The sequence below is a fragment of the Streptomyces fuscichromogenes genome (assembly GCF_014645815.1).
In the GTDB taxonomy this organism is placed as follows: domain Bacteria; phylum Actinomycetota; class Actinomycetes; order Streptomycetales; family Streptomycetaceae; genus Streptomyces; species Streptomyces fuscichromogenes.
The window spans coordinates 230,581-257,491 of the sequence record NZ_BMML01000002.1 but is presented as its reverse complement, the minus strand read 5'-3'; the positions used below and the strand labels follow the sequence as shown (position 1 = coordinate 257,491).

The 26,911-nt window shown below is 70.2% G+C and carries 27 protein-coding genes and 1 pseudogene; 21 read left to right on the top strand and 7 right to left on the bottom strand.

The window, feature by feature from the left end:
• The first annotated feature begins 2 nt into the window (after positions 1–2).
• The 3 genes from IEZ11_RS04965 to IEZ11_RS04955 all read left to right on the top strand — a co-directional run bounded on the left by IEZ11_RS04965 (position 3) and on the right by IEZ11_RS04955 (position 3,112).
• On the top strand, positions 3–539 hold the full coding sequence (locus IEZ11_RS04965; RefSeq protein ID WP_189261335.1) for a DUF4232 domain-containing protein: 537 nt from the start codon (positions 3–5) through the stop codon (positions 537–539).
• 297 nt (positions 540–836) lie between these two features.
• Entirely contained in the window at positions 837–1,688 is an 852-nt protein-coding gene (locus IEZ11_RS04960; RefSeq protein ID WP_189261334.1) for a PhzF family phenazine biosynthesis protein, read from the top strand.
• Between the two features lie 236 nt (positions 1,689–1,924).
• Positions 1,925–3,112: a trans-sulfuration enzyme family protein gene (locus IEZ11_RS04955; RefSeq protein WP_189261333.1), complete on the top strand. Its 1,188-nt coding sequence runs from the start codon at positions 1,925–1,927 to the stop codon at positions 3,110–3,112.
• A 13-nt stretch (positions 3,113–3,125) separates the two neighbouring features.
• Here the strand turns inward: IEZ11_RS04955 and IEZ11_RS04950 are convergent, their stop codons facing one another.
• A complete protein-coding gene (locus IEZ11_RS04950) occupies positions 3,126–3,569 on the bottom strand; it encodes an Lrp/AsnC family transcriptional regulator (protein ID WP_189261332.1) in 444 nt (147 codons plus the stop codon).
• A 183-nt stretch (positions 3,570–3,752) separates the two neighbouring features.
• Here IEZ11_RS04950 and IEZ11_RS04945 point away from each other — a divergent pair, with 183 nt between their 5' ends.
• The 8 genes and pseudogenes from IEZ11_RS04945 to rbsD all read left to right on the top strand — a co-directional run bounded on the left by IEZ11_RS04945 (position 3,753) and on the right by rbsD (position 12,297).
• Positions 3,753–4,535: a VOC family protein gene (locus IEZ11_RS04945; RefSeq protein WP_189261331.1), complete on the top strand. Its 783-nt coding sequence runs from the start codon at positions 3,753–3,755 to the stop codon at positions 4,533–4,535.
• A gap of 115 nt (positions 4,536–4,650) precedes the next feature.
• A pseudogene (locus IEZ11_RS04940) lies at positions 4,651–5,157 on the top strand (MBL fold metallo-hydrolase); the annotation flags it as partial.
• Positions 5,158–5,332: 175 nt separating this feature from the next.
• On the top strand, positions 5,333–6,121 hold the full coding sequence (locus IEZ11_RS04935; RefSeq protein ID WP_189261329.1) for a DUF5995 family protein: 789 nt from the start codon (positions 5,333–5,335) through the stop codon (positions 6,119–6,121).
• Between the two features lie 266 nt (positions 6,122–6,387).
• A complete protein-coding gene (locus IEZ11_RS04930) occupies positions 6,388–7,479 on the top strand; it encodes a LacI family DNA-binding transcriptional regulator (RefSeq protein ID WP_229712807.1) in 1,092 nt (363 codons plus the stop codon).
• The gene (locus IEZ11_RS04925; RefSeq protein ID WP_189261328.1) at positions 7,476–9,008 is read left to right on the top strand and encodes a sugar ABC transporter ATP-binding protein; all 1,533 of its coding nucleotides are present in this window, start codon (positions 7,476–7,478) and stop codon (positions 9,006–9,008) included. Before IEZ11_RS04930 ends, IEZ11_RS04925 begins: the two co-directional genes overlap by 4 nt.
• On the top strand, positions 8,998–10,935 hold the full coding sequence (locus tag IEZ11_RS04920) for an ABC transporter permease/substrate-binding protein (protein WP_189261327.1): 1,938 nt from the start codon (positions 8,998–9,000) through the stop codon (positions 10,933–10,935). The genes IEZ11_RS04925 and IEZ11_RS04920 overlap by 11 nt, the downstream gene beginning before the upstream one ends.
• Before the next feature lie 73 nt (positions 10,936–11,008).
• Positions 11,009–11,911 (top strand): ribokinase, encoded by a 903-nt coding sequence (locus tag IEZ11_RS04915; protein ID WP_189261326.1) that lies wholly within the window; start codon positions 11,009–11,011, stop codon positions 11,909–11,911.
• Positions 11,908–12,297 carry a D-ribose pyranase gene (gene rbsD, locus IEZ11_RS04910; RefSeq protein ID WP_189261325.1) on the top strand — a complete coding sequence of 130 codons (390 nt, stop codon included), beginning with the start codon at positions 11,908–11,910 and terminating at the stop codon, positions 12,295–12,297. The genes IEZ11_RS04915 and rbsD overlap by 4 nt, the downstream gene beginning before the upstream one ends.
• A gap of 21 nt (positions 12,298–12,318) precedes the next feature.
• Here the strand turns inward: rbsD and IEZ11_RS04905 are convergent, their stop codons facing one another.
• Complete coding sequence (locus IEZ11_RS04905) at positions 12,319–13,314, bottom strand: ArsR/SmtB family transcription factor (RefSeq protein ID WP_189261324.1); 996 nt, start codon at positions 13,312–13,314, stop codon at positions 12,319–12,321.
• A 319-nt stretch (positions 13,315–13,633) separates the two neighbouring features.
• On the opposite strand from IEZ11_RS04905, the gene IEZ11_RS04900 reads away from it, so the two are divergent.
• The 7 genes from IEZ11_RS04900 (at position 13,634) to IEZ11_RS04870 (ending at position 18,357) form a co-directional block, all read left to right on the top strand.
• Positions 13,634–14,074, top strand: coding sequence for an NUDIX hydrolase (locus tag IEZ11_RS04900; protein ID WP_308426456.1), 441 nt, complete (start codon positions 13,634–13,636; stop codon positions 14,072–14,074).
• A 63-nt stretch (positions 14,075–14,137) separates the two neighbouring features.
• Positions 14,138–14,485, top strand: a complete 348-nt coding sequence (locus IEZ11_RS04895) for a hypothetical protein (protein ID WP_189261322.1) — start codon at positions 14,138–14,140, stop codon at positions 14,483–14,485.
• Positions 14,482–15,267 carry an MBL fold metallo-hydrolase gene (locus IEZ11_RS04890; RefSeq protein WP_189261321.1) on the top strand — a complete coding sequence of 262 codons (786 nt, stop codon included), beginning with the start codon at positions 14,482–14,484 and terminating at the stop codon, positions 15,265–15,267. Before IEZ11_RS04895 ends, IEZ11_RS04890 begins: the two co-directional genes overlap by 4 nt.
• Complete coding sequence (locus IEZ11_RS04885; protein ID WP_189261320.1) at positions 15,254–15,928, top strand: hypothetical protein; 675 nt, start codon at positions 15,254–15,256, stop codon at positions 15,926–15,928. Before IEZ11_RS04890 ends, IEZ11_RS04885 begins: the two co-directional genes overlap by 14 nt.
• Positions 15,929–15,940: 12 nt before the next feature.
• On the top strand, positions 15,941–16,675 hold the full coding sequence (locus tag IEZ11_RS04880) for an LbetaH domain-containing protein (protein WP_189261319.1): 735 nt from the start codon (positions 15,941–15,943) through the stop codon (positions 16,673–16,675).
• An 85-nt stretch (positions 16,676–16,760) separates the two neighbouring features.
• Positions 16,761–17,831 carry a sugar-transfer associated ATP-grasp domain-containing protein gene (locus IEZ11_RS04875; protein WP_189261318.1) on the top strand — a complete coding sequence of 357 codons (1,071 nt, stop codon included), beginning with the start codon at positions 16,761–16,763 and terminating at the stop codon, positions 17,829–17,831.
• Positions 17,832–17,862: 31 nt separating this feature from the next.
• Positions 17,863–18,357 carry a GNAT family N-acetyltransferase gene (locus tag IEZ11_RS04870; RefSeq protein ID WP_189261317.1) on the top strand — a complete coding sequence of 165 codons (495 nt, stop codon included), beginning with the start codon at positions 17,863–17,865 and terminating at the stop codon, positions 18,355–18,357.
• A 302-nt stretch (positions 18,358–18,659) separates the two neighbouring features.
• On the opposite strand, the gene IEZ11_RS04865 is transcribed toward IEZ11_RS04870, so the two are convergent.
• The 3 genes from IEZ11_RS04865 to IEZ11_RS04855 form a co-directional block, all read right to left on the bottom strand.
• Positions 18,660–19,010, bottom strand: a complete 351-nt coding sequence (locus IEZ11_RS04865; protein WP_229712838.1) for a hypothetical protein — start codon at positions 19,008–19,010, stop codon at positions 18,660–18,662.
• A 227-nt stretch (positions 19,011–19,237) separates the two neighbouring features.
• Positions 19,238–20,305: a DNA polymerase III subunit beta family protein gene (locus tag IEZ11_RS04860; RefSeq protein ID WP_189261315.1), complete on the bottom strand. Its 1,068-nt coding sequence runs from the start codon at positions 20,303–20,305 to the stop codon at positions 19,238–19,240.
• Positions 20,306–20,351: 46 nt separating this feature from the next.
• Positions 20,352–20,621, bottom strand: a complete 270-nt coding sequence (locus IEZ11_RS04855) for a hypothetical protein (RefSeq protein WP_189261314.1) — start codon at positions 20,619–20,621, stop codon at positions 20,352–20,354.
• A 275-nt stretch (positions 20,622–20,896) separates the two neighbouring features.
• Between IEZ11_RS04855 and IEZ11_RS04850 the strand changes: the two genes are divergently transcribed.
• Both IEZ11_RS04850 and IEZ11_RS04845 read left to right on the top strand, forming a co-directional pair.
• Positions 20,897–21,721, top strand: a complete 825-nt coding sequence (locus IEZ11_RS04850) for a helix-turn-helix domain-containing protein (RefSeq protein WP_189261313.1) — start codon at positions 20,897–20,899, stop codon at positions 21,719–21,721.
• A complete protein-coding gene (locus IEZ11_RS04845; RefSeq protein ID WP_189261312.1) occupies positions 21,708–21,935 on the top strand; it encodes a DUF397 domain-containing protein in 228 nt (75 codons plus the stop codon). The genes IEZ11_RS04850 and IEZ11_RS04845 overlap by 14 nt, the downstream gene beginning before the upstream one ends.
• Here the strand turns inward: IEZ11_RS04845 and IEZ11_RS04840 are convergent.
• The gene (locus IEZ11_RS04840; RefSeq protein ID WP_229712806.1) at positions 21,925–22,686 is read right to left on the bottom strand and encodes an HNH endonuclease family protein; all 762 of its coding nucleotides are present in this window, start codon (positions 22,684–22,686) and stop codon (positions 21,925–21,927) included. The genes IEZ11_RS04845 and IEZ11_RS04840 overlap by 11 nt on opposite strands.
• Positions 22,683–24,083 (bottom strand): AAA family ATPase, encoded by a 1,401-nt coding sequence (locus IEZ11_RS04835; RefSeq protein WP_189261311.1) that lies wholly within the window; start codon positions 24,081–24,083, stop codon positions 22,683–22,685. The genes IEZ11_RS04840 and IEZ11_RS04835 overlap by 4 nt, the downstream gene beginning before the upstream one ends.
• Positions 24,084–24,627: 544 nt before the next feature.
• Here IEZ11_RS04835 and IEZ11_RS04830 point away from each other — a divergent pair.
• Complete coding sequence (locus tag IEZ11_RS04830; protein ID WP_189261310.1) at positions 24,628–26,904, top strand: glycoside hydrolase domain-containing protein; 2,277 nt, start codon at positions 24,628–24,630, stop codon at positions 26,902–26,904.
• Positions 26,905–26,911 lie beyond the last annotated feature (7 nt).

Below are 26,911 nucleotides of genomic sequence, written 5' to 3'. Positions count from 1 at the left end.
CCATGAAGAACAAGCTGATCGCCGTGATCATCGCGACCGTCGCCGCCGCCGGTACCGCCGCTACCGCCATCCCGGCCTCGGCCGCCACGGCCCAGCCGACCCGCTGCCACACCGCCGACCTGAAGGCCGGCTTCGCCACAGGAGGCGACGCGGCGCCGGAGATGAAGCAGACCAGCCACCAGACCCAGGCGTTCATCTGGTTCACCAACAAGAGCAGCCGCACCTGCACCCTGTCCGGCTTCGCCGGTGTCGACATGGTCGGCGCCCAGTCGACCGACGGCACCTGGTCGCTGGCGCGCTCCTCCAAGAGGGCTCAGAAGTTCACCCTGAAGAAGGGCGACACGGTGGACTTCAGCATCACCCTGGACCCGGTGGCCAAGTCCACGCCGAAGAAGCAGAAGTTCGTCCCGGCGAAGTTCGTCGTCACCCCGCCGAACGAGACGAAGTCCTTCACCCTGAAGTGGCCGTTCGGCGGCCAGGTCCTCAAGCAGGACGGCGCCACCCACCCGGCCACCTTCCTCAACCCGATCGGGCAGTAACCGACCGCGGCACAGCAGCGCCGGCCACGATTCGGTGGCCGGCGCCGGCCTTGTCAAGGAGACGCCGACGGGAAGGTCTTGAGGGCTTCGCCGTCGCCTTCGCCTTCGCCTTCGCCGGAGTACGACGACTTCCGCCGGATGTCCATGCGGCCTCACCGCTCTTCCGCCGGCTTGTGACGTGTGGTGCGAGCCGGCCGCGGCGTGACGCGGGGCCAGGCCACTTTCTTGTGACTGGCCATGTCCCGGGCGTGCGGGCGGCCGTTGTGATGGGGCTGACCCCGTCACCGAAAGGCCGTGATGACCATGCCGTCGCGCACCCGCCCCTTCGTCCAGGTCGACGTGTTCTCGACGAGTCCCTATCGCGGCAACCCGGTCGCGGTCGTCCTAGACGGCGCGGACCTGACGGACGAACAGATGCAGCTCGTGGCGCGGTGGACGAACCTGTCCGAGACCACGTTCGTGCTGGCCCCCACCGTCCCGGCGGCGGACTACCGGCTGCGGATCTTCACGCCCGACGGCGAGCTGCCGTTCGCCGGGCACCCCACCCTCGGCTCCGCGTGCGCCTGGCTGGACGGTGGCGGTGTGCCGGGCCACGCCGACCGGATCGTGCAGGAGTGCGCCGCCGGCCTGGTCACCGTGCGCCGCGGCGACGGCGTACTGTCCTTCGCCGCCCCGCCGCTGGTCCGCGACGGCGCGCTCGACGACGGGTACCTGGAACGGATCGTGGCCGCGTTCGGTATCGGCCGCGACCGGGTCCTCGCTCACCAGTGGGTCGACAACGGACCGGGCTGGGCCGTGCTCCGGCTGGCCACGGCCGACGAGGTACTGGCTCTCGAACCCGACCTCGCCCGCATCCCGGACGCGATGGTCGGCGCGATCGGCGCCTACCCCGACGGCTCCCCGTACGACTTCGAGATGCGGACCTTCGCCCCTCGCGTCGGAGTGCCCGAGGACCCCGCCTGCGGCAGCATGAACGCCGCCGTCGGACAGTGGCTCACCGGCACCGGCGCGGCGCCCGCCGCCTACCGGGTCTCCCAGGGCGCACGGGTGGGACGGGCCGCGACCATCGAGGTCATCGCCGACGCGGACGGCACCGTCTGGGTGAGCGGCGCCACGACCGTCTGCATCCGGGGCACGATCGCCGTATGAGCGACGCCGTGCGAGCGGCACGCGTGAGCGGCATCGTGTGAGCGGCATCGCGTGAGCGGCATCGCGTGAGCGGCATCGCGTGAGCACAGAATTGCGTGGGTCCGTCCCCTAGCACAATCCGTCACCCCGACGGCCGCGCAATTTGCTGCCAACGTTGCCGGGATCCGCGCACTCGCGGGTGTCCGTCGGTCACGCTCGACGACGTCACCCCGACGGACCACGGAAGGGCACACAGCATGCCGGGCAGCAGCACAGTCACCGTCCACGCCGATCGTGAGGTTCTCCCCGACCGCGCCGTGGCACCGCCCATCTACCAGACGGCCGCCTTCTCGGCGCCCGACGGCGACACGTTCGCCCGAGCCGCGGTCGAGCCGCGCGGCCAGGACTTCTACACCCGCTTCGGCAACCCGAACCACGCCCGGGTCGCGGCCGTCGTCGCGGAACTGGAGGGCACCGAGGTCGCCATGGTCACCGCGTCCGGGATGGCCGCGCTGACCACCGCCGTGCTGGCCCTGGTGTCCGCCGGCGACCACGTCATCGGACAGCGGTCCACCTACGGCGGTACGGCGTCCCTCCTGCTGAACCTGCTGCCCCGGTTCGGCGTGTCGACCACCCTGGTCGACCAGACCGACCCGGAGGCGTTCACACGGGCACTGACCCCGCGGACCCGTCTGATCCTGGTGGAGACCCCGAGCAACCCGCTGCTCCAGATCACCGACCTGCGCGCGGTCTCGGAGCTGGCCCGCGCGCACGACATCCTGACCATGGCCGACAACACCTTCGCCACCCCGCTGAACCAGCGGCCCGCGGACCTCGGCATCGACGTGGTCTGGCACAGCGCGACCAAGTACCTCAACGGCCATTCCGACGTGTCCGCCGGGGTGCTGGCCGGTCCGGCCGGACTCCTGGACCGGGTCTGGGAGACCGGCCTGCTCACCGGTGCCGTGCTCGGCCCGTTCGACGCCTGGCTGCTGCTGCGCGGCATGCGCACCCTTCCGCTGCGCGTCCCCCGGCACAACGAGAACGGCCAGGCGCTCGCGGAGGCTCTGGCCGCCCACCCCGCCGTGCGCAGGGTGCACTATCCCGGCCTGGCCTCCCACCCGCAGCACAAGCTGGCCACCCACCAGATGAGCGGGTTCGGCGGAGTGCTCGGCATCGAGTTCACCGACGGCTTCGAGGCGGCCGACGCGTTCCTCGGCCGACTGCGCTACGCCCGCCGGTCGGCCAGCCTCGGCGGCGTGGAGTCGCTGGCCGTGCACCCGGCGTCCATGTGGCGGGGCATGCTCGACGAGGAGCAGATCGCCGCCGCGGTTCCGCCGGGCCTGGTCCGGCTCGCGGCGGGCACCGAGGACACGGCCGACCTGGTCGCCGACGTGGTCGCGGCGGCCGACGCGGTGGGCGGCGCGGTGGGCGACACCGCCTGAAGGGTCCCGGGGCTCACGGGGTGCGGGCGGAGAGGGTCTTCATCGTGACGTAGCTGCTGACCGTGGCGACGCCCGGAAGGTCGGCCAGCCGGTTGGCGTGGAAGTCCTCGTAGGCCGGCAGGTCGGCGACCTCGACCTGGAGCAGGTAGTCGTAGTTGCCGGTGACGTGGTGGACGTGGACCACCTCGGGCAGCTGGACGACCGCGCGCTCGAACGCGGCCACGTCACCACGGTTGTGCCGCATCAGCCGGACGCCCGCGAACACGCGGAGGCTGCGCCCGAGTGCCGCGGGGTCGATCTCGGCCCGGTAGCCGCGGATCACGCCGGTCTCCTCCAGCCGGCGCACGCGCCGCAGGCAGGGCGACGGCGACAGGCCGACCAGCGCGGCGAGCTCGGCGTTGCTGATCCGCCCGTGCTTCTCCAGCACGGCGAGGATCGACCGATCCACATCGTCCATGGGGGCAGATTATGGCCCGCCGGCCTTCCCGCCCTCACCCGATGCCCCGCTCCGGCGCGATCCGCCGCCGCCCGGCCGCCGCCGGAGCCGACCGTAAAACCTGGCCGGTTCCGGTGGCGCAAAAGCGCCGGGGCGGTGATGGTGGGCGGCGGGGAACTTCTTCGCGCGCAGGGAGAGTCGCACATGCCCGAGATCACCACTCCGTACGCGACCGGCACCCCGTGCTGGGTCGATCTGATGGCGCAGGACCAGCAGGCGGCGCTGGACTTCTACCGTGACCTGTTCGGCTGGCAGGGCGAGGTCGGCGGGGCCGACTTCGGCGGGTACGCGGTCTGCACGCTGCGCGGCAAGCCGGTGGCCGGCATCGGCGCGGCCATGGCGCCGGAGGGGCAGCCGGAGCCGCCCACCGTCTGGACCACCTACCTGGCCAGCACCGACGCCCAGGCCACCCAGGACACCATCGTCTCGGCGGGCGGCACGCTGATCGCCCCCGTGATGGACGTCGGCGACATCGGCCGGATGCTGATCGCGGCCGACCCGCAGGGCGCGGTGTTCGGGGTCTGGCAGCCGGGCGACTTCCACGGCGCCGGGCTGGTCAACGAGCCGGGCACGCTGATCTGGAACGAGCTGAACACCAGTGACGTACTCGGCGCCACCGGCTTCTACGGCGAGTCCTTCGGGATCGAGATCCAGCCGATGGAGGGCGCCGACGGGACCTACTGGTCGCTGAACGTCGGCGGCCGGGGCGTCGGCGGCGCCGCCCGGCTCGGCGACGACCGCCCCGGCGTCCCGCCGCACTGGCTCACCTACTTCGCGGTCGACGACGTCGACTCCACGGTGGACGCCCTGGTCAAGCGCAACGGCACGGTATTCGCACCGCCGTTCGAGATGATGGCCGGCCGGATGGCCGTGGTCGCCGACCCGCAGGGAGCGACCTTCGCGGTGTTCAAGCCGAAGGAGATGTGAGCCGCCGACGGCAGAGCAGCCCTTCGCCGGGACCACCAGATCCTGACCCCTTCGGCTGTCCGTACGGCCCGGGACACCCCTGGGGTGACCGGGGCGGTACGGAAGGGGACGGGGCATGGTCACGGGAGCCGGACAGGGCGAGCACGGCTGGTGGGTGGGCGGGCGCCGCACGGACCGCGATGTCGCGCGGCTGCTCGCCCCGGGGCTCATCGGGGAGGTGGCGGGACGCTCGGAGGTCCTGCGCCGGTCGCGCGACGCCGCGGAGGCGGCACGGTTGCACACGGCGGCGCACGCCTGCCCCACCCGCTCCGTCCGTCCCCCGGGCGGCCGGCCGGCCCCGGCCCGGGATCCCTTCCCGATGCCCCGGGACGACGGCGACGGCGTCGGCACGGTGCTGCCGTGCGGGCACGACTCGCCGCACACCGCCGGCGCCGACTCCTACCTCCTGCGCCGCCCCGACGGCACGTCGATGACGATCGGCACCCCGCGCCGGAGCCCGGCGCTCGCCGCCCGCCACGAAGCGCCGGGGCCCGTCACCGACGTACTCCTCACCCACCGCGACCACGCCGCGCACGGCAGCCGGTACACCGGCCTCCCCCACGAGCAAATGGCCGCCCGGCTGGCGCACTCGGCGGCTCGCACGCGCGAACTGGGGCCCCGCCCGCTGGACTTCACCGCGGCGCGCTGGTGACTTTTCCCGCCCGGCCCGACAACCCAGGTCCGCGTTCCGTACCGTTCCCCGGCCCGCGGTGGTAGGACGGTGGCCTCGACGCAGGCACCGGGCAGGGGAGTTGGGGATGGCCGCACAGAACATCGACGATGTCGTGGACGGGCTTGCCGAGATCGTGCGGGAGGCCGTCCGTACCGGTGACCGGATCGGGTACTTCGCGGCGCTGTACCGACAGGTGACCGTCGAGATCCGCGCCGCCATACACGCGGGGCTGTTCGACGACGGCGCCCGCATGGACCGTTTCGACACCCTCTTCGGCAACCGCTACTTCGACGCGTACGACGCCTGGCGCCGTGACCGCAGCGGGCCGCGCTGCTGGCGCGAGACGTTCGGACTGCTCGACGACGCCGACACCGTCATAGTCCAGCACCTGATCCTGGGCGTGAACGCGCACATCAACCTCGACCTGGCCGTCGCCGCCGCGGGGACCGGACCGGGCGCGGACATCCAGACGTTGCGACGCGACTTCCTGCTGATCAACGACATCCTCGCGCGGGTGGTGCTGGCGGTGCAGGACTCCGTCGACGCCCTGTCGCCCCTGCTGTCGCTGCTGGACAAGGTCGGAGGCCGCTCCGACGAGCGGATCCTCGACTTCAGCGTCCGTGAGTCGCGCGCGGAGGCCTGGCACAACGCCGTCGTCCTGGCCGGCCAGGACGAGGAGGAGCGCGCGGCCACCGTCGAACGGCTCGACAGCCGGGCCACCGTGCTCGCCCGGCTGACAGCGCGACCGGGCGGCCTCGTCCGGCCGGCCCTGGAGCTGATCCGGCACACCGAGAACGACGACGTACCGGCCGTCATCACCCACCTGGACAACGCCGTGCGGCAGGCCTCCGCCGCCCGCCGGGGCACGGGGTGAGGCGGGCATCCGCCCGGCCGGCGCGCCGACGGCGGACGAGCTCCCGGACGTAGAGCGCCGGCAGGGGCGCGCCGCCGCGTCGTCCGCTTCGGGGCAGGCCCGGAAACACGCAGGTCAGACCTCGGGTTGACCATCCCCTCCGGTCCCGCCCCCGGTCACGATTGGGTTTCGGCCGCCTCCGGGCCCTTGCCCGGCGCCCGTGTAATCGATTCCAATCCTCCGTACACGAAGTCGTGTAATCGATTCCACGAGGAGGTGGAGCGGCGATGGCGAGCATCAAGGACGTGGCCGCCGAGGCGGGCGTCTCCGTCGCCACGGTGTCCCGGGTCCTGAACGACCATCCGTCGGTCAGCGACGACGCGCGCACCCGCGTGCAGGCCGCCGTCCGGACGCTGGGCTACCGCCCGAACGCCGTCGCCCGCTCCCTGCGCACCGACCAGACCCGCACCCTCGGCCTGGTCATCAGCGACGTGATGAACCCCTACTTCACCGAGCTGGCCCGCTCGGTCGAGGAGGCGGCCCGCGCCCTCGGCTACAGCGTCATCATCGGCAACGCCGACGAGCGGCCGGAACTCCAGGACCACCACGTACGGACGCTGCTCGACCGGCGGATCGACGGGCTGCTGGTCTCCCCCACCGACGGCGGTTCGCCGCTGATGCTGGAGGCGGCACGGGCCGGCACGCCCATGGTGTTCGTCGACCGGTGGATCCCGGGCGTCGACGTGCCGGTGGTACGGGCGGACGGGCGGGCCGCGATCCGCGATCTCGTCGCCCATCTGTGCGGACTCGGGCACCGGCGGGTCGCGATCATCGCCGGACCGGCGGCCACCACCACCGGCAGCGAGCGTGTCCAGGCCTTCCGCGAGGCCCTCGCCGAATACGGCGTCCCCCTCCCGGACGCCTACATAGGCCAGGGCGACTTCCAGGCCGAGAGCGGGCGGCGGGTCACCGAGGGGTTCCTCGACCTGCCCGAGCCGCCCGAGGTCGTGTTCGCCGCGGACAACCTGATGGCGCTGGGCGCGCTGGACGCGATGCGGGCGCGGGGGCTGCGGGTGCCGTCCGACATAGCGCTGGCCGCCTTCGACGACATCCCCTGGTTCGTGCACACCGACCCGCCCGTCACCGCCATCGCCCAGCCCACCGGTGAGCTCGGCCGGGCGGCCGTACACGCGCTGATCGACCGTATCGAGGGCCGGCCCCCGCAGTCCGTCACCCTCCCCGCCCGGCTCGTCGTCCGCCGCTCGTGCGGCGAGAACCCGGACCAGAACCCGGACCAGAACCCGGACCAGAACCGCGAAGAGAACCGCGAAGAGAACCGCGGCAAGAAGCAGACCCCTGTGCAAAGGAGCACGTCGTGAGCGACCCGGACGAGTTGCTGCGCATCGAGGGCATACGGAAGTCCTTCCCCGGCGTGGTCGCGCTCGACGGCGTCGACTTCGATCTGCGCCGGGGCGAGGTGCACGTGCTCCTCGGTGAGAACGGCGCGGGCAAGAGCACCCTCATCAAGATGCTCTCCGGCGCCTACACCCCCGACGCGGGGCGGATCCTGGCCGGCGGCGAGGAGGTGCGCATCCATGGTGCGCAGGACTCCGAGCGGCTCGGGATCGCCACCATCTACCAGGAGTTCAACCTGGTGCCCGACCTCACGGTCGCCGAGAACATCTTCCTCGGCCGGCAGCCGCGCCGCTTCGGGATGATCGACCGCAAGCGGATGGAGGCCGACGCCGAAATCCTGCTGCAGCGGGTCGGCGTGCCCGTGTCACCCCGGGCGCGGGTCCGTGACCTCGGGATCGCCCGCCTCCAGATGGTCGAGATCGCCAAGGCGCTCAGCCTGGAGGCGCGCGTGCTCGTCATGGACGAGCCGACCGCCGTGCTCACCTCGGAGGAGGTGGAGAAACTCTTCGCGATCGTGCGGCAGTTGCGCGCGGACGGGGTCGGGATCGTCTTCATCACCCATCACCTGGAGGAGATCGCCGCGCTGGGCGACCGGGTGACGGTGATCCGGGACGGGAAGAGCGTGGGCCAGGTGCCCGCCGCCACCCCGCAGGACGAACTGGTACGGCTCATGGTCGGCCGGTCCATCGAGCAGCAGTACCCGCGCGAGCGGACCGACACCGGAGCCGCGCTGCTCTCCGTCCAGGGACTGACCCGCGACGGCGTCTTCCACGACGTGAGCTTCGAGGTGCACGCCGGGGAGGTCGTGGGGATCGCCGGCCTGGTGGGCGCGGGCCGTACGGAGGTCGTACGGGCCGTCTTCGGGGCCGATCCGTACGACCGGGGGGCCGTGCGGGTCTCCGGTACGGCGCTGCGGCGGCACGACGTCAACGCGGCCCTGACGGCCGGGATCGGGCTCGTCCCGGAGGACCGCAAGGGCCAGGGGCTGGTGCTGGACGCCTCCGTCGAGGAGAACCTCGGCCTGGTGACCCTGCGGAAGGCCACCCGGGCCGGGATCGTCGACCTCAAGGGGCAGCACACGGCCGCCGAGCGGATCGCCGGGCAGCTGGGCGTGCGGATGGCCGGGCTCGGGCAGCACGTGCGCACGCTCTCCGGCGGCAACCAGCAGAAGGTCGTCATCGGCAAGTGGCTGCTCGCCGACACCAGGGTGCTGATCCTCGACGAGCCGACGCGTGGCATCGACGTCGGCGCCAAGGTCGAGATCTACCAGCTGATCAACGAACTCACCGCCGCGGGGGCCGCGGTGCTGATGATCTCCAGCGACCTGCCGGAGGTCCTCGGGATGAGCGACCGGGTGCTGGTGATGGCCCAGGGCCGGATCGCGGGCGAACTGGCCGCGGACGAGGCCACCCAGGACGCCGTGATGGCACTCGCCGTCAGCACCCCCGGCACCCCCACCACAACCGACAAGGAGGCCGGACGTGGCCACTGACACGCTCAAGAACAGCAGCACGGGCGCCGCGGGCGTGCGCCGGCTGCTCCTCGACAACGGCGCGCTCACCGCGCTGATCGTCCTCGTCATCGCCATGTCGGCGCTGTCCGGGGACTTCCTCACCACCGACAACCTGCTCAACGTCGGTGTCCAGGCGGCCGTGACGGCGATCCTGGCCTTCGGCGCGACCTTCGTGATCGTCTCGGCGGGCATCGACCTGTCGGTCGGCTCGGTGGCGGCCCTGTCGGCCACCGTGCTGGCCTGGAGCGCCACTTCGCACGGGGTGCCGGTGTTCCTGGCCGTCGTGCTGGCCGTCGCCACCGGCATCGTGGCCGGTCTCGTCAACGGCTTCCTCATCGCCTACGGCAAGCTGCCGTCGTTCATCGCGACGCTCGCCATGCTGTCGGTGGGCCGCGGCCTGGCGCTGGTCATCTCCGGCGGTTCCCCCATCGCCTTCCCCGACTCGGTCTCCCACCTCGGCGACACGCTCGGCGGCTGGCTGCCGGTACCGGTCCTCGTCATGATCCTCATGGGTCTGATCGCCGCCTTCGTCCTCGGCCGTACCTACATCGGACGCTCGATGTACGCGATCGGCGGCAACGAGGAGGCCGCCCGGCTGTCCGGGCTGCGGGTGAACAAGCAGAAGCTCGCCATCTACGCCCTGTCCGGGCTGTTCGCGGCCGTCGCCGGCATCGTGCTGGCCGCCCGGCTGTCCTCGGCGCAGCCGCAGGCCGCCAACGGCTACGAGCTGGACGCCATCGCGGCCGTGGTGATCGGCGGTGCCTCGCTGGCCGGCGGCACCGGCAAGGCGTCCGGCACGCTGATCGGCGCGCTGATACTCGCGGTGCTGCGCAACGGCCTCAACCTGCTGAACGTCTCCGCGTTCTGGCAGCAGGTCGTCATCGGTGTCGTGATCGCGCTGGCGGTTCTCCTGGACACCGTGCGCCGCAAGGCCGGTGCCACCCCGGTGGCCGCCGGTGCCGGTGGCGGCAAGGGCAGGCAGGCCGGGACGTACGCGCTCGCGGCCGTCTTCACCGTGGCGCTCGTCGCCGCGACCTCGCTCCTGCACACCGGATCCGCCTCCGGCAAGCCGAAGATCGGGCTGTCCCTGTCCACCCTCAACAACCCCTTCTTCGTGCAGATCCGGGCCGGTGCCCAGGCCGAGGCGAGGAAGCAGGGCGTGGACCTGACCGTCACCGACGCCCAGAACGACGCCTCGCAGCAGGCCAACCAGTTGCAGAACTTCACCAGTTCGGGCCTGGGTGCGATCATCGTCAACCCGGTCGACTCGGACGCGGCGAGCAACTCCGTGAAGTCCGCCGACAAGGCCGGCATCCCGGTGGTCGCGGTCGACCGCGGCGTCAACAACGCCACGACGGCGACCCTGGTCGCCTCCGACAACGTCGCCGGCGGCGAGCTGGCCGCGAAGACGATCGCCGAGAAGCTCGGCGGCCACGGCAAGATCGTGATCCTCCAGGGCCAGGCGGGCACCTCCGCCGCCCGGGAGCGGGCGCAGGGCTTCGCCGACGGCCTCAAGGCCTACCCCGGCATCCAGGTGGTGGCCCAGCAGCCCGCCGACTTCGACCGCACCAAGGGCCTCGACGTGATGTCGAACCTGCTCCAGGCCCACCCGGACGTGCAGGGCGTCATCGCCGCCAACGACGAGATGGCCCTCGGCGCGATCAAGGCGCTTGGTTCCAAGGCCGGTTCGTCGGTCCCGGTGGTCGGCTTCGACGGCACCCCGGACGGCCTGACCGCCGTGAAGAACGGCACGCTGTACGCGTCGGTCGCCCAGCAGCCCAGCCAGCTGGGGAAGATCGCGGTGGACAACGCCCTCAAGGCCGTCAAGGACCAGAGGATCCCGTCGGCGATCAAGGTTCCGGTGAAGGTGGTCACGAAGGACAACGTGGCCGGGTTCACGGGCTGAGCCACCGAGGAGGCGGCCGGGCGGTTGAATTGAGCCCCGGCCGCCTCGACGTGTTTATCTAGGGAGTCATCTGATGTACGACTACGACCTCCTGGTCGTGGGCTCGGCCAACGCCGACCTGGTGATCGGTGTCGAGCGGCGGCCGGGCGCGGGTGAGACCGTGCTCGGCGGCGACCTCGCCACGCACCCCGGCGGCAAGGGCGCCAACCAGGCGGTCGCGGCCGCCCGGCTCGGTGCCCGTACCGCCCTGCTGGCCCGGGTCGGCGACGACGCGCACGGCAGGCTGCTGCTCGACTCGCAGCGGGCGGCCGGGGTCGACACGGTGGGGGTGCTGGTGGGCGGGGCGCCGACGGGGGTCGCCCTGATCACCGTGGACCCCTCCGGCGACAACAGCATCGTCGTCTCCCCGGGCGCGAACGGCCGTCTCACACCGGCGGACGTGCGGGCCGCGGTCTGTCTCTTCCACGCCTCCCGGGTGGTGTCCGCACAGCTGGAGATCCCGCTGGAGACGGTGCTGGAGGTGGTCCGGAGCCTGGCCCCCGGCAGCCGGTTCGTCCTCAACCCCTCCCCGCCGCGACCCCTCCCCGGTGAGGTCCTCGCGGCCTGTGACCCGCTGATCGTGAACGAGCACGAGGCGCGGGTGATCCTCGGCGAGGCGTGCGTGAGCGAGGAACCGGCCGACTGGGCGCGGCTGCTGCTCGCGAAGGGCCCGAGGTCGGTGGTCGTCACGCTGGGCGCGGCGGGTGCGCTGGTGGCCGACGGCCACGGGACCGAGCGGATCCCCTCCGTGAAGGTGGACGCGGTGGACACCACGGGCGCAGGCGACGCGTTCACGGCGGCCCTCGCGGTACGGCTCGGGGCGGGCGCGTCGCTCGCGGAGGCGGCGGCGTACGCGGCCCGGGTCGGGGCGGCGGCGGTGACCGGGCGGGGTGCGCAGGAGTCGTACCCGACGGCGGCGGAGGTCGACGCGCTGTGAAGCGGGCGGGCATTCTCAACCGTCATCTCGCGGGCGCGCTGGCCGAGTTGGGCCATGGGCACGGGGTGTTGATCTGTGACGCCGGGATGCCGATCCCGAAGGGCCCGCGGGTGGTGGACCTCGCCTTCCGGGCCGGGGTGCCGTCCTTCGCGGAGGTGCTGGAGGGGCTGCTGGCGGAGCTGGTCGTGGAGGGCGCGACGGCGGCGACCGAGGTGCGCGAGGCCAACCCGGCCGCCGCCAGGCTGCTGGACGACCGCTTTCCGGACCTGGCCCTGGTCCCGCACGAGCAGCTGAAGGACCTGTCGGCCCACGCGCACCTGGTCGTACGCACCGGCGAGGCCCGCCCGTACGCGAACGTGCTGCTGCGGTGCGGGGTGTTCTTCTAGGGCCGGTGCCGCAGAGCGGGCTCAGCCGGGTGAGGTCCCGGCGTCGGCCGAGGGCCGCAGCAGGGCGGCGCCCAGCGGGGTGAGGCTGTGCAGCACGGTGTTGTGGTGACGCCGGCTGACCACCAGGCCGGCGTCGCGCAGCACGGTGGTGTGGTGGGTGGCCGTCGGCACCGACACCCCCAGGGACCTGGCCAGTTCGGAGGTGGTCGCGCCGAGTGCGAGGAACCGCAGGGCGGCCGCCCGGGTGCGGCCCAGCAGCGCGGCGAGCGAGGCGTCGGGCGGGCGTTCGGGGGCGGGGGCGCGGACGCCGTGCACGGGGTAGACCAGCAGCGGCTGAAGGGTGTCGTCGGCCATCGAGACCGGCGACTGCCAGCAGAAGTAGGAGGGGACCAGGCGCAGTCCGCGGCCCGCCAGGTGCAGGTCGCGGTCCTCGACGTAGTCGACGTGCAGGACCGGCGGGCACCAGCGGACGGCGGGTGACAGGCCGGTGAGCAGGCCGTCGACCCCGGCCGCGAGGGCGTCCCGGCCGCGCACGGCGCGCTCCGCGGCGATGGTGCCGAGGATGCGGTTCTCGTGGGGCGCGACGACCGCTTCGTGGTAGGCGCGCAGCAGCCCGGCCAGGTCCTCGCGGGCCTGGCGTTCCAGCAGCCGGGGTGCCCAGCCGGGGGCGCCGCTGCACCGGTCAAGGAGCTGGATCTCGTGGGCGACCCGCTCGGGCGGGGTGTCGACGATCGCGGCGAGCCCGCGGTCCAGGCCGTCGGCGGCCTGGTGCGGGGTGAGGAAGTCGGGCAGGTAGCGGGCCCGGGGCAGCACGGGGACCAGGAGCCGTCGTACGGCCGCGCCGAGCGGGGTGCCGGCGAGGGTGGCCCGGGTCTCGCGGTACCAGTCGGCGTACGCCCAGCGGCCCCGCGAGGTCTGTAACCGGTGCAGGCTGCAGGTGATCTCCCAGAGCGGGTCCGGCTCGCTCGCCACCCGGACGCACGCCAGATCCTGCGGCGTGAAGTGAATGCGCAGCACGAGAACCCCCGAGTCGACTGCGACGCGTTTTCGTGCCCCCGGGCGGTCGGTCCCGGGGTTGCTTCGAGGGGGCCCGGTCCGTCGACCGAACCCCCTCGACTTTTCCCCTCCGCATCAGAACCCCCGCGATCCCCCCGGATCCCCCTCCGAAAGCCCTGACGCCAAGTGAGACAGGCGAGGTGGGGGGAGGGTTGTACGCCGGTCCAGAAATTTTTCGTCTCCGTCCGGTGGCGCGGACCGCCGCCGTTCACCGTGCTCGGCCACGGTCTTCGCACCACGACTCGCGTCTTGCGTGACTCATGTCACGTCTAGCTAGAATGTGGTGGACTTCAGGGGAGCGCATGTGGATTCCGATCTCGTGGCACCGCTTCATACCGTCAGTGTCACCGGCATCGTCCTGAGGGACGACGGTCGTCTGCTCACGATCAAGAGGGCGGACGACGGCACCTGGGTACCGCCGGGCGGGATGCTGGAGCTCGGCGAAGGACTGCAGCAGGGAGTTGTCCGCGAGGTTCTCGAAGAAACGGGAGTCACCGTGCTTCCGGTGCGGCTGACCGGCGTCTACAAGAACATTCCCCGCCGCACGATATCCATCGCGTTCCTCTGCCGCGTGGTGCGGGGTGAACCCGGCGTCTCGGACGAGGCCACGGATGTGGCGTGGATGACCCCTCAAGAGGCCTCCACGGTGATGCCACCGCTGCGCGCGCTCAGGGTCAGCGACGCACTCGACGCGAACGGCCCGTTCGTCCGGTCCTACTGACACGGCCGGCCGGAGGTGCACATCAGGTTCTACACCCGTGTCCTGTGGGTGCCCGTCGTTGCCATGCTCTTCGCCACCTTCGCCCTGCACGAGGTGACCGAGCGCCTGTCGATCAGCGGCGACACCGCTGTCATGGGACTGCTCTCCCAGTTCGACGGCACCGCCACAACGGTCTTCGTGGCACTGGCCACCCTGCGCACATCGGTGGCGCCGAAGACTCCGGGAGGAAACGCGCGCATGTGGCGCCGCTCGGTCAGATTCCAGTTCGCTGCGGCATTCGCTCTTCTCGCGTTCGTCATCGCGACCGCCGCCGCCCACTACACGGCGCTGGGCCCCTGGGCGGTGGCCCTCAATGTCACCACGACCGTCACCGTGCTCTGGGCACTCCTCGGCCCGATGGAGCCTGCATGACGCTGCGCCTGGAGTACGACCTCGTCCTCGCCCCGTCCTCCCACGTGGACCAGATCGTGGCCACCGTCCGGACAGGACTGCTGGCCCACCGGACCGACAGCCAGGCCGAGATCGACATGACCTACCGCACGAGCACCACCCAGGACGACTTACGCCTGTCTCTGAGTGTCGAACTGGAACTCGGTCACTTCGGGATGGCAGAGCGCGGCTCGGCGGGGCTGGCCGCCCTGCTCGCAGGGACGAGTTTCCGCGATCCAGCCATCAGGACCGTGCGACTCAGCGCGTTCAGATACGTCGGTGACGACACTTTCTTTCCCGGCCCTGCCCGCGGCACGGGACTTCTGGACGCATCGGCCAGACCTGCGCCATGCACCGACTGGAGGCCTGCCCCGGCCGACCGAACCAGCGACCTGGAAGGCCTCGCGGGACTGCGTGCCACAGCGTTCCCCGTCACCCACGCGGGCACCGAGGCCCTTGGCTACCGGGTCCTCGGCACCCTGTTCTCCGGCGACGCCGTCTGTGACGACCGGCTGGCGAGCGCCGTGGACGATTCGGTGCGGACGTTCGTCGTCGACTGCGGTGGCGGCCGGTCGGGAAACGCCGGGCACGCCGGTGCCGCGGACATCGCCGAACTGGTGCGCAAACGCGACTCGTTGCGGTCCGTCCTGCTGACCCACATCGGAACCCCCGCGTCCGAGGACGACGCCCTGCTGAGCGCGTTCCAGGGCTGTGGGTCGGAGGTTCGGATCCTCTCGGACGGTGATCGCTTTGAACTCGTCTGATCCGGTGGTCTTCTGCGGCATGGGGGGCTCCGGTTCCACCTACCTCAGGCATGCCCTGGAACGAGCCGGCATGACGGTGCACAACAAGCCCGACATCGTTCACCACCGTCACTGGGTGAAACAGGGCCGCAAGGCGCAACACGACGAGTTCGCACGGCGAGCCGACGGATTCACGCTGGACAGCACCGGGATCGCCGGCATCCAGCACTACCTCGACCAGGTGTCCGGCGCCGCTGCCACCACCGCGGTCCTCAGCACGTGGGCGGAGCAGCAACTCCTGCGGCACACCACCCGGCGACGCGTCGTCTTTCTTCTCCGTGAACCTGCCGCGGCCTACCGCTCGATGTGCGACCCCGACCGGCACGGGGACATCGCCGCTCAGTACGGTGGCCCGGACTCCTGGTACGCCGTCTTCTACGCGGAACGCTGGCGGAAGACCGCCGAGGAGTATCTGGCCCTGCGCGCGGCCGACTGGGACGTCTCGCTCTGGGCGTACGAGCACCTGCCCGATCACGCCCGCAGGGACGGCTTCGGCGAGATCGTCAGTCAGTGGCGGCGTTCCGCGCCCCGTCTCAGGCCGGCGCTGGCAGAAGAAACCATCGACCTGATCAGAACGTGTACCCGCGAAGTTCTCGAAGTCCTGGACATACCCGGTTGGTGAAGGGGGGCTGCCGTGGCCAAGGGGCCGACGATAATCGGCGACATCGAGATGGGCCGCCGGAACACCTTCGAGCAGGGCGTGGTGATCTCCGGCCCCGCCGTGATCGGAGACGACAACTTCTTCGGCGCGTACTCGGTCATCGGCGGCCGGTGCCGCCAGGCTCACCGCCAGGGCACGGCCTGGCAGCGGAAGGGCATGGTCCGCATCGGCTCCGGCAACTACTTCGGGGAGCACACCGTGATGCATGCCCCGGTCGGCCGGGCCACGGTGATCGGCGACAACAGCTCCGTGGGCGCGGGCAGCCTGCTCGCCCACGACTCGCGCGTCGGCTCGCAGGTCACCTTGTCGGTCCACTGCTCCGTGGGGGGCCACAGCGTCCTGCTCGACTGGAGTGGCCTGGGGATCGGCAGTTCGCTGCACCCCCGCACCGTGATGGGCCACTGGTCCTTTGCCGGCATGGCCGCCGCGGTGACCCGCACGGTGGGCATAGGGCAACTCGTGGTGGGCACCCCGGCCTCCTTTCTCCGGCTGAACTACGAGGCGTTCGTCCGATCCGGCCTGGACAGCACTGCTCTGACCCAACTCCGCGAGTTCCTCGAGACCGGTCGGATACCGGAGGATCCGAGCCCGGTATCGGCGGCGGTCTCCGAGTTCGAGGCCGCGCAGTCGCACACTGTCAGAAACCGGGTACTGCGCAGCTGGTCGGACGTCGAGATGGAGCGGTCGCGCATGATGGTCCATGACTGACGCCTTCGGGACGTCGGCTCGTCCGTTGCCACCATGGCTTGCCACCCGGTTCGTGTGCGGGCTTCACAGGGGGCAGCTGACGCCCGTGAACGCCCCTCGCCTGGCCTGGGGAACCGCCCTCACCGCGACGACCGGTCCGACCGCCGCGGGTCGAATGCTGCGCGCTCTCCTCTACGGGATCAAGGGTGCGGTGGATGTATGGCGCCACCGACAGGCGATAGTTCAGGAGTACCCGATAGGGGACGCGGTGTTCATGGCCCTGCGCACGAGTTGCGACAGCCGTGACATCGCGGCGCTCCGCAAGTGCGGCAGACGGGAGCTCAACGCTCTGCACGGCGTGGTGCCGAGGGCACGCCGCACGGAATATCGCGACTGGAACAACTGCGCGGTGGCTGCCGCGCTCCTCGACGACAAGGCAGAGTGCAACCGACGGCTGGGGGATGTGGGAATCGACGTCCCGCATCAGATACCCCTCGGCCCCGCATCACGGGTATGGAGGGGAACCGAGGAGGTCGTCGGCGGTTCTCCGGAGTTCTCGCACCCGACCGTCCCGCACGGGACACGCTGGATGCTGAAGGACCGCTTCGGGCTGCAAGGAGAGTCCGTGTGGGCCGCCCGCTCACGTCCTGAACCGGACGCGGCGAGACCCGTGCTGATGGAACTGGTCCGCTCCGGTCGCCTGGTGGCAGAAGAACTGCTCCGCCCGGAGGGCTGGTTCGCGGACTGCGGGGACACGGCTCTGCCGACTCTGAGGGTCGTCACCTCGAGGCTCGGGGGACACACGGAAGCAGTGGGCATGGTCCTGTTCCGCGGCGCGCCCGGAACCGTGGCGGCCAACCGCAGGCAGGGTGGGCTCGCACACCTGGTCCACGAAGACGGTTCCTGCGGGGCCGGCCTGGACGCACAGGGCGTCGACCGGGGCCCGTGCGGCTATGTCCTGCCCCCGGCGCAGGCGGCGGCCGTCCGGCACATGTGCACGCGGGCACACGACCTCTTCCCCTGCGTCGGATCGGTCGGCTGGGACGTGGGGCTGTCCGACCGCGGGCCCGTCGTACTGGAGGGCAACCCGAACTGGGGCATGAACGTGCCTCAGTTGATGCCGGGCAGACCCATGCTCGAAGAGTTCAGGACAACGCGGTTCCGCGCCGGCTGGTAGGACAACGCGCCCGGGGCCTGGGGGGAATGTGTTGATCGACAAGAGCGAGGTCCGCATAGAGCGGCTGGAACACCCATGGCCGACCGCCTTTCTCGGATTCGCGGACCGGGCGACTCTGGACAGCCTCGCCTCCGTGCGCATCGCTCAGCACCTCGCCCCGGGCCAGACCATGCTCTGCGCCCTTCATCGGGGTCAGGTGATCGGCTGCACCTCGTGGTACCAGGAGTACCGGCACACCTATGTGGCCCTGGACGGGACGACCGCCCGCGCCATCGGGGTGTACCTGTGCTCGTCCGAAGTCCTCCCCCGGTTCCGGGGCATGGGCATCGGCAGCATGCTCTACGAGCACCGCCTCACCGAATGCGGCGGAGACACCCCCGGCGTCAGCGTCGAGATCCTGGGGCAGGGAAGCCCCCTGTCGGTCGACGAGGAGGCTCGACCGGGGCTCGTCTGGCACCTCGTGCGGGGCTTCGCGATCGTCGGCTACAGCTGTGCTGCGGACGCCGGACCCGTACTCACTCGCTGACACCCAGGTCTTCGCTCCACAAGGTCGTACGGGAGTTCCTGAGCCATGGGGCGTCCTGGAACTCCTGGAACGAGACAGCCGCAGGCCGACTCGCGCCCCAGCCGCCCCGTCACCGGTTTCCGCAGGCCCTCCCGATCGCCACATCCGCGGCGATTCATCGATACCGGCCCAAGGCCTCCGCGATGACAGGCGGCCCATGGCATCCATAGGATCGGCGAGCGCGTACGCGCCCCGACGACACCTGCCCCACCCCGGATCGGACGGGGTGGGGCAGGAGTTCAGGGGTGCCGGTCAGGCGGTGTTCAGCGGACCGTGACGGACACGCTCTTGGAGACGGTGCTGCCGTCCTTGACGCGCAGGACCTCGACGCCCTTCTTGTCGAACCTGTCGGTGAGCTTGTAGGCCGCCTTGGCGACCTTCGCGGTCGCGGGCAGCGAGACCCACTTCTTGCCGTCCTTGACCTGGAGGGTCACCTTGCTGCCCTCCTTGAGGCCGTCGGCCTTGCCGGTGAAGGTGACGGCATCGCCCAGCTTGACCTTGGCGGCGCTCGCCTTGAGGGTGATCGAGGAGGCCGGGGCCGGGGCGGCGACGGCTGCGGTGGCACCGGCGGCGACGAGCGCGGCGGAGGCGGCGGCAACGACGGCGATACGCATGTTCACAGGGAACTCCTTGGCTTTTAATTACCTTTTCCAATCGCAATCAAGGGCCATTTGCTCACCCCTTGCGACCGGCTCGAAACCTATAGACATGGCCAGTCCGAGCACGGTTCCAGCGGATCGGGAAAAAGCCGAAGAGACAGGTTAAACACAGCAAATACAAAAGGGCTGTCGGCGCTGAACAGCGAAAATAAAGGAGACCTGTGCGAAGAAGGCGCGGGCCGTCAGTCGTCCAGCCGGACCGGCATCAGCAGCGAGAGGGCGCCCTCGTCGTCGGGGCGGCGGATCGCGATCGGCGCCGTGGGCGCGCCGAGCTCCAGCACCAGTCGGTCCCGGGCCCCGGCGGCCAGCGCGGCCAGCAGGAACTCACGGTTGACGGCGACGCGGTCCGGGTCCTCGTCGGCATCGGCGCAGAGGGTCACCGTGCCGCCGTCCGCCACCCTGAGCACGCTGAGGTCGGGTGCCCCGGCCTCGCCGGAGCGGACCGGGCCGGTCTCCAGAGCCTGCCGGAAGGCCGCCACCTCGACGACGGTCCGGCGTCCGCCGGCCCGCGGCAGGAGACGCCGGTAGTCAGGGAAGTCGTGGTCGAGGCACCGGCCGGCCGCCTGCCGGTCCCCGGCCTCCAGTGTCACGCGGTCACCGTCGAGGGAGAGTCGTACAGGTCCCTCGCCGTCCAGCAGCGCACGCATCGCGTCGGCGAGCGGAGTGGGCACGACGACCTGCACCCGGCCCCCGTCGTGCCCGGCGACACCGGCCCGCGCGACGGCCATCCGGTACCGGTCGGTGGCCACGGCGTGCAGGCCCTCCCCCTCGATGTCGAACAGCACCCCGCCGAGCATCGGCAGTTCGGGGTCGGTGCTCGCCGCGAAACGGACCGTGTCCAGCACGGCGGCCAGCTCGGGCGCGGCGGCGGACAGGCGGACGGCGGCGATGCGTTGCGAGGTCATGACGTTCTCCCGGTGATCGAGTAGCGCTCGGAGTGCGGAGAACTCGCCGCGGGCGTCGGACAGCCCCTGTTCGAGACGGCGCAGGTGCGCCCTGAGCAGCTTTCGGACCAGACCGGTGTCCGCACCGGACCAGCCGGCCAGCACCAGCCGGACGTCCGCCAGCGGCATCCCGGCCCGGCGCAGGCGGGCCAGCACCCGGGCCTCCTCCAACTGCTCGGGCTCGTACCAGCGGTAACCGCTCACCGGATCCACCCGGGCCGGGACCAGCACACCGGCCCGGTCGTAGAACCGCAGGGCGCTCACCCCCAGACCGCTGTCACGGGCCAGCTCCCCGATGCTGCGCATGTCGTTCTCCACACCGGCCACTCTGGGCCCTGCACAAGGTCGAGGGTCAATCCGGCAACCGCGCGCCCCTGCTCTCGGCGACACGCTTCACCTCCCGCAGCGGCTCACTCAGCCGCCGTACGAGGTAACGGAGTTCCTCGACGGTCAGCCGATGCTCGGCGAGGAGTTCGGCCGCGTGGTCGAGCAGGTCGCCGGCCATGCCGAGATGCATGCTCTCGACCTGGTCGGCGAGCCGGGACACGTATCCCGTCCCGTCACCCACGAGATAACCGGGTTTGCCGTCCACACCGGTCCAGGGAAGCAGGCGCCCGCTCATGCGTAGGTCTCCACGTGGTCGAGGTAGCCGACATACGGACAGGAGTACAGGCACGTGTACGCGACCTGCCTACGGCGCCGTCGCCCTCGAGCGGGCGGGAGGAACCGGAGTAACGGCTGTACCAGCCGGGCCAGGAGATATGTCATGCCGACCTGCTTTCTCACCTGCGATGACTTCACTGTGTGGTGATTCCCTCACAGAGTGGGGTCGAGAATGGCTACGCTTCCAGAGGCGGGGACTTGACAGAGCCTTTGTCAGGAACGGGAGTTGGCCGCATGAGCGAGCGCCAGAAGCCTCGGACGCAACGGGAGAGGTACGGAGAGGAGTTGAGGCTGCGGCGGATGGCATCCGGTCTCACCCAGGAGGGACTGGGCGAGCTGGTCGTCTGCTCGCCGACACTGATCAGCCACTTCGAGGCGGGGAGGCGGCTGCCGAAGCCGGACGACGCGCGTCGGATCGACCGAGCTCTCAAGACCGACGGGTTCTTCGAGCGGTGGCTGGAGGACCTGGAGTCGAAGTACGAGGACTACTTCGCAGCCGTGGCAGAACTTGAGCAACAGGCCACGCTGATCCAGCAGTTCGGGCTGTCATTGGTTCCCGGCGTATTCCAGACCGAGGACTACGCGAGCGCCCTCTTTCGTGCGTGCCGACCTACCTATACGACCGAGGAACTTGACAATTTCCTCGCCAACCGAACAAAACGCCGCCGAATCCTCGACGACCCCAAGCAGCCGGTCATCTGGACGCTGCTCGACGAGTCGGTGCTGCGGCGCCGCGTCGGCGGCTCCCAGGTCATGGCCGAACAGCTGCACAAGATCGCGGACATGGCCGGGGCGGGGCGGCTTCGGCTCCACGTGCTTCCGTACGGTGTCGGAGCGCACGCTCTCCAGGCGAGCTACCTCACGCTCATGAGCTTCGAGGACTCCGCCCCCGTGGCCTACGTCGAAGCCTTTCTCACAGGCAACTTGATGGACGATCCGGCGCAGGTGACCGCCAGCCAGACGGCCTACGCTCTGGCACTGAGCGACGCGTTGTCGCAGCAGCAGTCACTTGCCGTCGTCAGAGCGGCAGCGGAGGATCACGTACATGGCGAGCAATGAACACACCGTCTCCGACTCGTCCACTTTCACCGGGTGGTACAAGTCCAGCTACAGCAGTGGCGCCAACGACGACTGCCTGGAGATCGCCCGCAGCCACGCCACCGTCCCCGTCCGCGACAGCAAGGCCGGGAACAGCGGCCCGGTGCTGGTCTTCTCCTCCGGCGGCTGGACCGCGTTCGTAGGGGCCGTGCGGGACGGGCGTATCAGTAGTTGACGCCCCGGAAGTGCAGGAACGCGGTGCGCAGTTCGGAATCGAGGAGGAGGCCGAGAAGCTCCTCCTCGCCCGCGAACAGGGCATCGGCCGCCGGATGGCCGGACTGGTGGAACATCGCGACCAGAACATCGATGAGGGGGCGGTCCCAGGCGACGCGGACGATCCGCTTCGCCTTGTCGCGGTCTCCCTTGTCCATGGCTGTGCGCCACAGCTCGACGGAGTCCCTGGCCGTCCAGTAGGCGTCCACACGCCCCTTGACCAGGACCGCTCTTTCGTTGAGGCCGAACACCTCGATACAGGCCCGTCCCCGGTCGGTCAGGCCCCGGTACGTACCGAGCGGGAGCACCAGCCGTAGGTGGTCCAGGGGGTCCTCGACCGTCGGGTCGACGAGGAGGGGGCTGCCGTCGGCTGCGGTGGGGAAGAGGTTCCGCTTCTGGTTGCTGTTGCAGAACAAGCAGGCGAGCAGATGGTTGAGCCAGTCGAAGGTACGCAGCGGAGCGAGGCTCTTCGGCTCGAAGTGGTCGATGTCCGTGCCCTGGCTGTCACCGCAGTACATGCAGCGTTCGTGGCCGGGAGCCATCTCCGCGAGCCCCTTGACGAGTGCGGGGCGGACCTGTCGGCGGTTCGCCCAGAGTTCCTTCGCCCTGTCCTTGCGTTCCCGCTCCGTGGCCTGCCGCCGGATGTCATCGGTGTAGCCCCGCAGCCGTTCCGCCGTGTCCGCCTCCAGGACGGCACGCCGAAGCCGGATCACTCCCGCTCGTCCTTGATCTCCTCCGCGATCCGTCGGAGGTGCGTGCCCACCTCGTCCACGCGGGCCGACGGCGAGCTGGCGAGCCGTTCCTTGAGTTCCCGGTAACGGGCGAGCGACTCCGCCGACGGGACCCCGTCGTAGATCTCCGCCTCCAGCTCCACGAACTCGGCCCTCGCCCGCTCGGCCTGCTCGGAGTAGGGCGTGTCGAGACCGAAGAGGTCGGAGAGCACGGCGTCGTCGCCGCTGCCGTACACCACGCGGTCGTACAGGTCCTGGCCGATGACCTCGGGCGGGCGCGCCTCGTCCACACCCGGCAGCCGGATCAGGCCGCCGGGGTCGGCCGCCTGGCAGATGTAGGGGCTGTGCGTGGTGACGATGAACTGGATGCGCGGGAAGTGAGCGGTCAGCCAGGGGCCGATCCGGCGCTGCCAGGAGACGTGCAGATGGGCGTCGATCTCGTCGATGATGACGACGCCGGGTGTCATCAGCGCGATCGGCCCGCCCTGGGCCTCCCGTGGACCGGCCTCCCACAGGTCGTCGCCGAACACGTCGTGCAACTGCTTGAGGATGTCGACGACGAGCGCCGCCACCGTACGGAATCCGTCGCTCGTCTCCCGCAGCGGGAAGCGGCTGTCGTGCCGTTCGACCCACAGGCCCTCGGAGTCGACGTCGTCGATCCGGTACCCGTCCGGCAGCAGTCCGTCCCCGAGCAGCGCCAGTGCGAACGTCTTCAGTCTCTCGGCGCCCCCTCTGCCTTCCAGCGCGCGCAGATGCTGCTCGATCAGCCAGGTGACCCCCTCGGAGAGTGAGGCGTCCTCGTGGAAGAGGCTCGTGTGCCTGGCCACGGGCCCGGACGCCAGCATCAGCCGCTGTACCTCGCCCGAGCCGCCTGCCATCCGCCGGAACGGCCCGTAGGCCGCGGAGAACCAGCCCGCGGGGCTGTCGGCCCAGGGACCACGGCGAGGGATGCTCGTCTGTGCCTTGGTGTACCTGATCTCGTCGAGCCCGGACAGGAGTCCCCGGCGGACCGGAACCCTGCCCGCGAAGCCGTCGCGAGGCGTCTTCCAACGCAACCCGGCCCAGAAGGCACCGGCGGGCGGACGGCCCTGCGAGAACCGGTCGTGCTGCGTGTCACGGCTGACCTCGACCTCGACCTCGCCCGCCGTACGCTCCTCCGTCACCCAGTTCTCGAACTGAGGCACCAGGCTCCGGGCCACCCCCGGTCCGGTGAGCGCCAGCGCCATGGCCCGCAGCAGCGTCGTCTTGCCCGAGCCGTTGCGCCCGGCGAGCACCGTCCACCCGGCGTGACTTCCGTCGGGGCGGGTCAGCGTGAGGTCGACTTCGCGGGGGCCGTGGAAGGACTTGATGTCCTTGACGATGATCCGGCTGACGTACATGGTCGTCGGCGTCCGTTCGCTCGGGTGTCACCCCGATCCCAGGGGCGTGGCCTGCCCGCCATCACCGGACGCGGGCAGGCCACCGGCCCGTCAGTCCGCCGCGTGCTCCACGAAGCGAACGGATGAAGTCGCCCGAATGCGGAATATGAGATTCGGCCCGCCGAATATTCATGCCTCCACTCGCCACAAAAGGCTCCGCCGCGCCGTATGGTGATCTTCGTTCGAGCCGCTCGGGATGCAATTAACCGACTTCTCCGGTGATTGCCCCCACGCAAGTGGATCCAGCGGGATCAGTGACTGATCCAGGGGTCACGGACGCCATATCAAGCGCAACAAAGAACGATTAAAGACTGACTATCGATCTCCCCTGGTCCGGGCAGCCGGAATGGGCCGCGAGGGCGCTTTCTTCGACCACGAACGCAAGTACCAGGGTGCCGACAACCAGAAGGGCCGCTCTGTGGATCAGATGGTTCTCAAGGCGCAGCAATGGGTCAACGCAACGTATGCGGGCGTATCGGGATACAATCCGTGCACCGAGAACGGAATGACCGGCTGGGAGACGATCTACTGCCTCACCCGGGCGCTCCAGCACGAACTCGGCATCACCACGCTGTCCGACAACTTCGGGCCGACGACATGGGCGGACCTGAACGCGTACGGTCCGGTCGGGCGGGACTCCGGCAACATCAACATGCGGACGATCGCCGAGGCCGCCCTCTACTGCAAGGGCTACAGCGGCGGCGACATCGACGGCGGCTTCAACGTGTCCACCGGCGCCGGCCTGACCGCGCTGGTGGCCGACATGGGCCTGCCCGGCCCGGAAGTTCCCGGCTCCCAGCTCTACGACGTGGAGCCGAAGGTCTTCAAGGCGCTGCTGACCATGGACGCGTACGTGCTCACGGCCGGCGGCTCCAGCATGATCCAGACCTGTCAGCGATGGCTCAACGACGCTTACTACGGAAAGGGCCAGTTCTTCATCGGCCCGTGCGACGGGCACTTCTCCCGCAACGTCCAGCAGGCCCTGGTCCTGGGCATCCAGTACCAGATGGGCCTGACAGACAGCCAGGTGACGGGCTCCATCGGTCCGACCACCGAAGGGGCGCTCAGGACGACGGCGTACGTCGCCGACGGCTCGCAGGACTCGGGCTCGGCCGGCTGGGTGCGGCTGTTCCAGTGCGCCGTCGCGTTCAACGGCTACGACGCCCACTGGGGCGACGGCGGCGGGACGTTCGGCTCCGATCTGGAGGCCACGGTGAAGGCCTTCCAGCGGTTCAGCTCGCTCTCGGCCTCCGGCGCCGGCGACTACGCAACCTGGATGTCGCTGCTGGTGTCCACCGGTGACCCGGACCGCAAGGGCACCGCGTTCGACTGCATGTACCCGCTGAACGCGACCACCATCCAGACGGTGAAGGACAACGGCTACTCCATAGTGGGCCGTTATCTCACGGGCGGCACGAACAAGGTCCTCACGAATTCCGAGATCGCGCTGATCTTCGACAGCGGTCTTTCCCTCTTCCCGATCTGGCAGGAAGAGGGGAACACGATCAGTGATTTCAGCGGTCCGCTGGGGACCGAGGCCGGAAACGACGCGGCCGAGGCCGCGATCACCTTCGGTATACCGTACGGCACGGTCATCTATTTCTCGGTCGATTTCGACGCGACCGACGACGACATCACGAGTGCGATCATTCCGCACTTCCGGGGAATCAACAACGGCATCAGCGCGATGGGCAGCCAGTACGCGATCGGTGTGTACGGATGCCGCAACACCTGCCTTCGTCTCGAGGCCGAGGGCCTCACCACCCGGAGTTTCGTCAGCGGCATGTCCACCGGTTACAGCGGAAATCTCGGATACCCGCTCCCGGACAACTGGGCCTTCGACCAGATCAAGGACTTCACCCTGGCCACCGGCACCAGTGGGGCCGTCGAGATCGACAACGACATCGCCTCCGGGATGGACCCGGGCATCAACAGCGTCACCCGGCCGCGCGACCCCAACGACGCCTTCTACACGTACATGATCTGGGTGGAGGCCAGAGCGGGCCAGTGGATCGACCAGGGAAACACCTCGCGCTCCGCGCAGGAACTGGTCGCGCAGTACCTTCGGGCCCGCACCTCGAAGTACGTGTTCACCGGTTCCGACACGGTTTTCGGCGAACTCGACCAGGGTTTCGTCGACTTCGTGAACACCTATCCCGACGAGCCGTACGCGGGCCCGCTCCGCGACCCGGGCCTGCTGTGGGACGCCGACATCGACCACTTCGGCGCGTCCTGCGGCGCGGTCATCACCAGTGGAGTGCCGGGCGACCTCACATCGGCCGACCTGACGGACTTCGGGAGCTGGGGCGGCGACCTCGTCAGCGTGCTGGCGCAGTTCTACCTCAGCGGGCTCTCCGACGACCAGGCGTACCTCTACGCCGCGGACCAGATCGCCGGAAAGGGCGACAGCACGTACTTCTCGCTCGACGACCTCCTCGCCGACATGGACTCCTACGTCCTGGGCCTTCCCGTCAGGCAGGGCTCCGGCCAACCGCTGTCGACGGGTTTCAAGGCGGGCTACGCGTCGGCCGACGCGGCTGCGGCACGCCGGGCCTCGTTCTACTCGATCCGCTTCGGCAGCTCCCCCGACACGGTGGTGGCCGCCGCCCTCAGCGCCATGACCAGCAACACCGCCGACCCGCAGATGGCCGGCATCCGGGATGCCTTCTGGCTCAAGACGACCCAGTCCGTGACCTGCCCGACTCCCGGGTTCATGTCCGACACCGCGCTGTCCGGTGTGGCGACCGCCTTCAAGGACGCCGTCGTCCAGTACTGCTCATGAGGAATGG

What these genes read in the sequence shown, in the direction of transcription:
- IEZ11_RS04855 (WP_189261314.1), bottom strand. Translation starts at nt 20,621, where the DNA reads ATGAGCGGGCGCCTGCTTCCCTGGACCGGTGTGGACGGCAAACCCGGT.
- IEZ11_RS04930 (WP_229712807.1), top strand. Translation starts at nt 6,388, where the DNA reads ATGGCGAGCATCAAGGACGTGGCCGCCGAGGCGGGCGTCTCCGTCGCC.
- IEZ11_RS04845 (WP_189261312.1), top strand. Translation starts at nt 21,708, where the DNA reads ATGGCGAGCAATGAACACACCGTCTCCGACTCGTCCACTTTCACCGGG.
- IEZ11_RS04830 (WP_189261310.1), top strand. Translation starts at nt 24,628, where the DNA reads ATGACCGGCTGGGAGACGATCTACTGCCTCACCCGGGCGCTCCAGCAC.
- IEZ11_RS04895 (WP_189261322.1), top strand. Translation starts at nt 14,138, where the DNA reads ATGCTCTTCGCCACCTTCGCCCTGCACGAGGTGACCGAGCGCCTGTCG.
- IEZ11_RS04935 (WP_189261329.1), top strand. Translation starts at nt 5,333, where the DNA reads ATGGCCGCACAGAACATCGACGATGTCGTGGACGGGCTTGCCGAGATC.
- IEZ11_RS04835 (WP_189261311.1), bottom strand. Translation starts at nt 24,083, where the DNA reads ATGTACGTCAGCCGGATCATCGTCAAGGACATCAAGTCCTTCCACGGC.
- IEZ11_RS04965 (WP_189261335.1), top strand. Translation starts at nt 3, where the DNA reads ATGAAGAACAAGCTGATCGCCGTGATCATCGCGACCGTCGCCGCCGCC.
- IEZ11_RS04915 (WP_189261326.1), top strand. Translation starts at nt 11,009, where the DNA reads ATGTACGACTACGACCTCCTGGTCGTGGGCTCGGCCAACGCCGACCTG.
- IEZ11_RS04945 (WP_189261331.1), top strand. Translation starts at nt 3,753, where the DNA reads ATGCCCGAGATCACCACTCCGTACGCGACCGGCACCCCGTGCTGGGTC.
- IEZ11_RS04955 (WP_189261333.1), top strand. Translation starts at nt 1,925, where the DNA reads ATGCCGGGCAGCAGCACAGTCACCGTCCACGCCGATCGTGAGGTTCTC.
- IEZ11_RS04860 (WP_189261315.1), bottom strand. Translation starts at nt 20,305, where the DNA reads ATGCGCAGCATCGGGGAGCTGGCCCGTGACAGCGGTCTGGGGGTGAGC.
- IEZ11_RS04890 (WP_189261321.1), top strand. Translation starts at nt 14,482, where the DNA reads ATGACGCTGCGCCTGGAGTACGACCTCGTCCTCGCCCCGTCCTCCCAC.
- IEZ11_RS04960 (WP_189261334.1), top strand. Translation starts at nt 837, where the DNA reads ATGACCATGCCGTCGCGCACCCGCCCCTTCGTCCAGGTCGACGTGTTC.
- IEZ11_RS04850 (WP_189261313.1), top strand. Translation starts at nt 20,897, where the DNA reads ATGAGCGAGCGCCAGAAGCCTCGGACGCAACGGGAGAGGTACGGAGAG.
- IEZ11_RS04950 (WP_189261332.1), bottom strand. Translation starts at nt 3,569, where the DNA reads ATGGACGATGTGGATCGGTCGATCCTCGCCGTGCTGGAGAAGCACGGG.
- IEZ11_RS04865 (WP_229712838.1), bottom strand. Translation starts at nt 19,010, where the DNA reads ATGCGTATCGCCGTCGTTGCCGCCGCCTCCGCCGCGCTCGTCGCCGCC.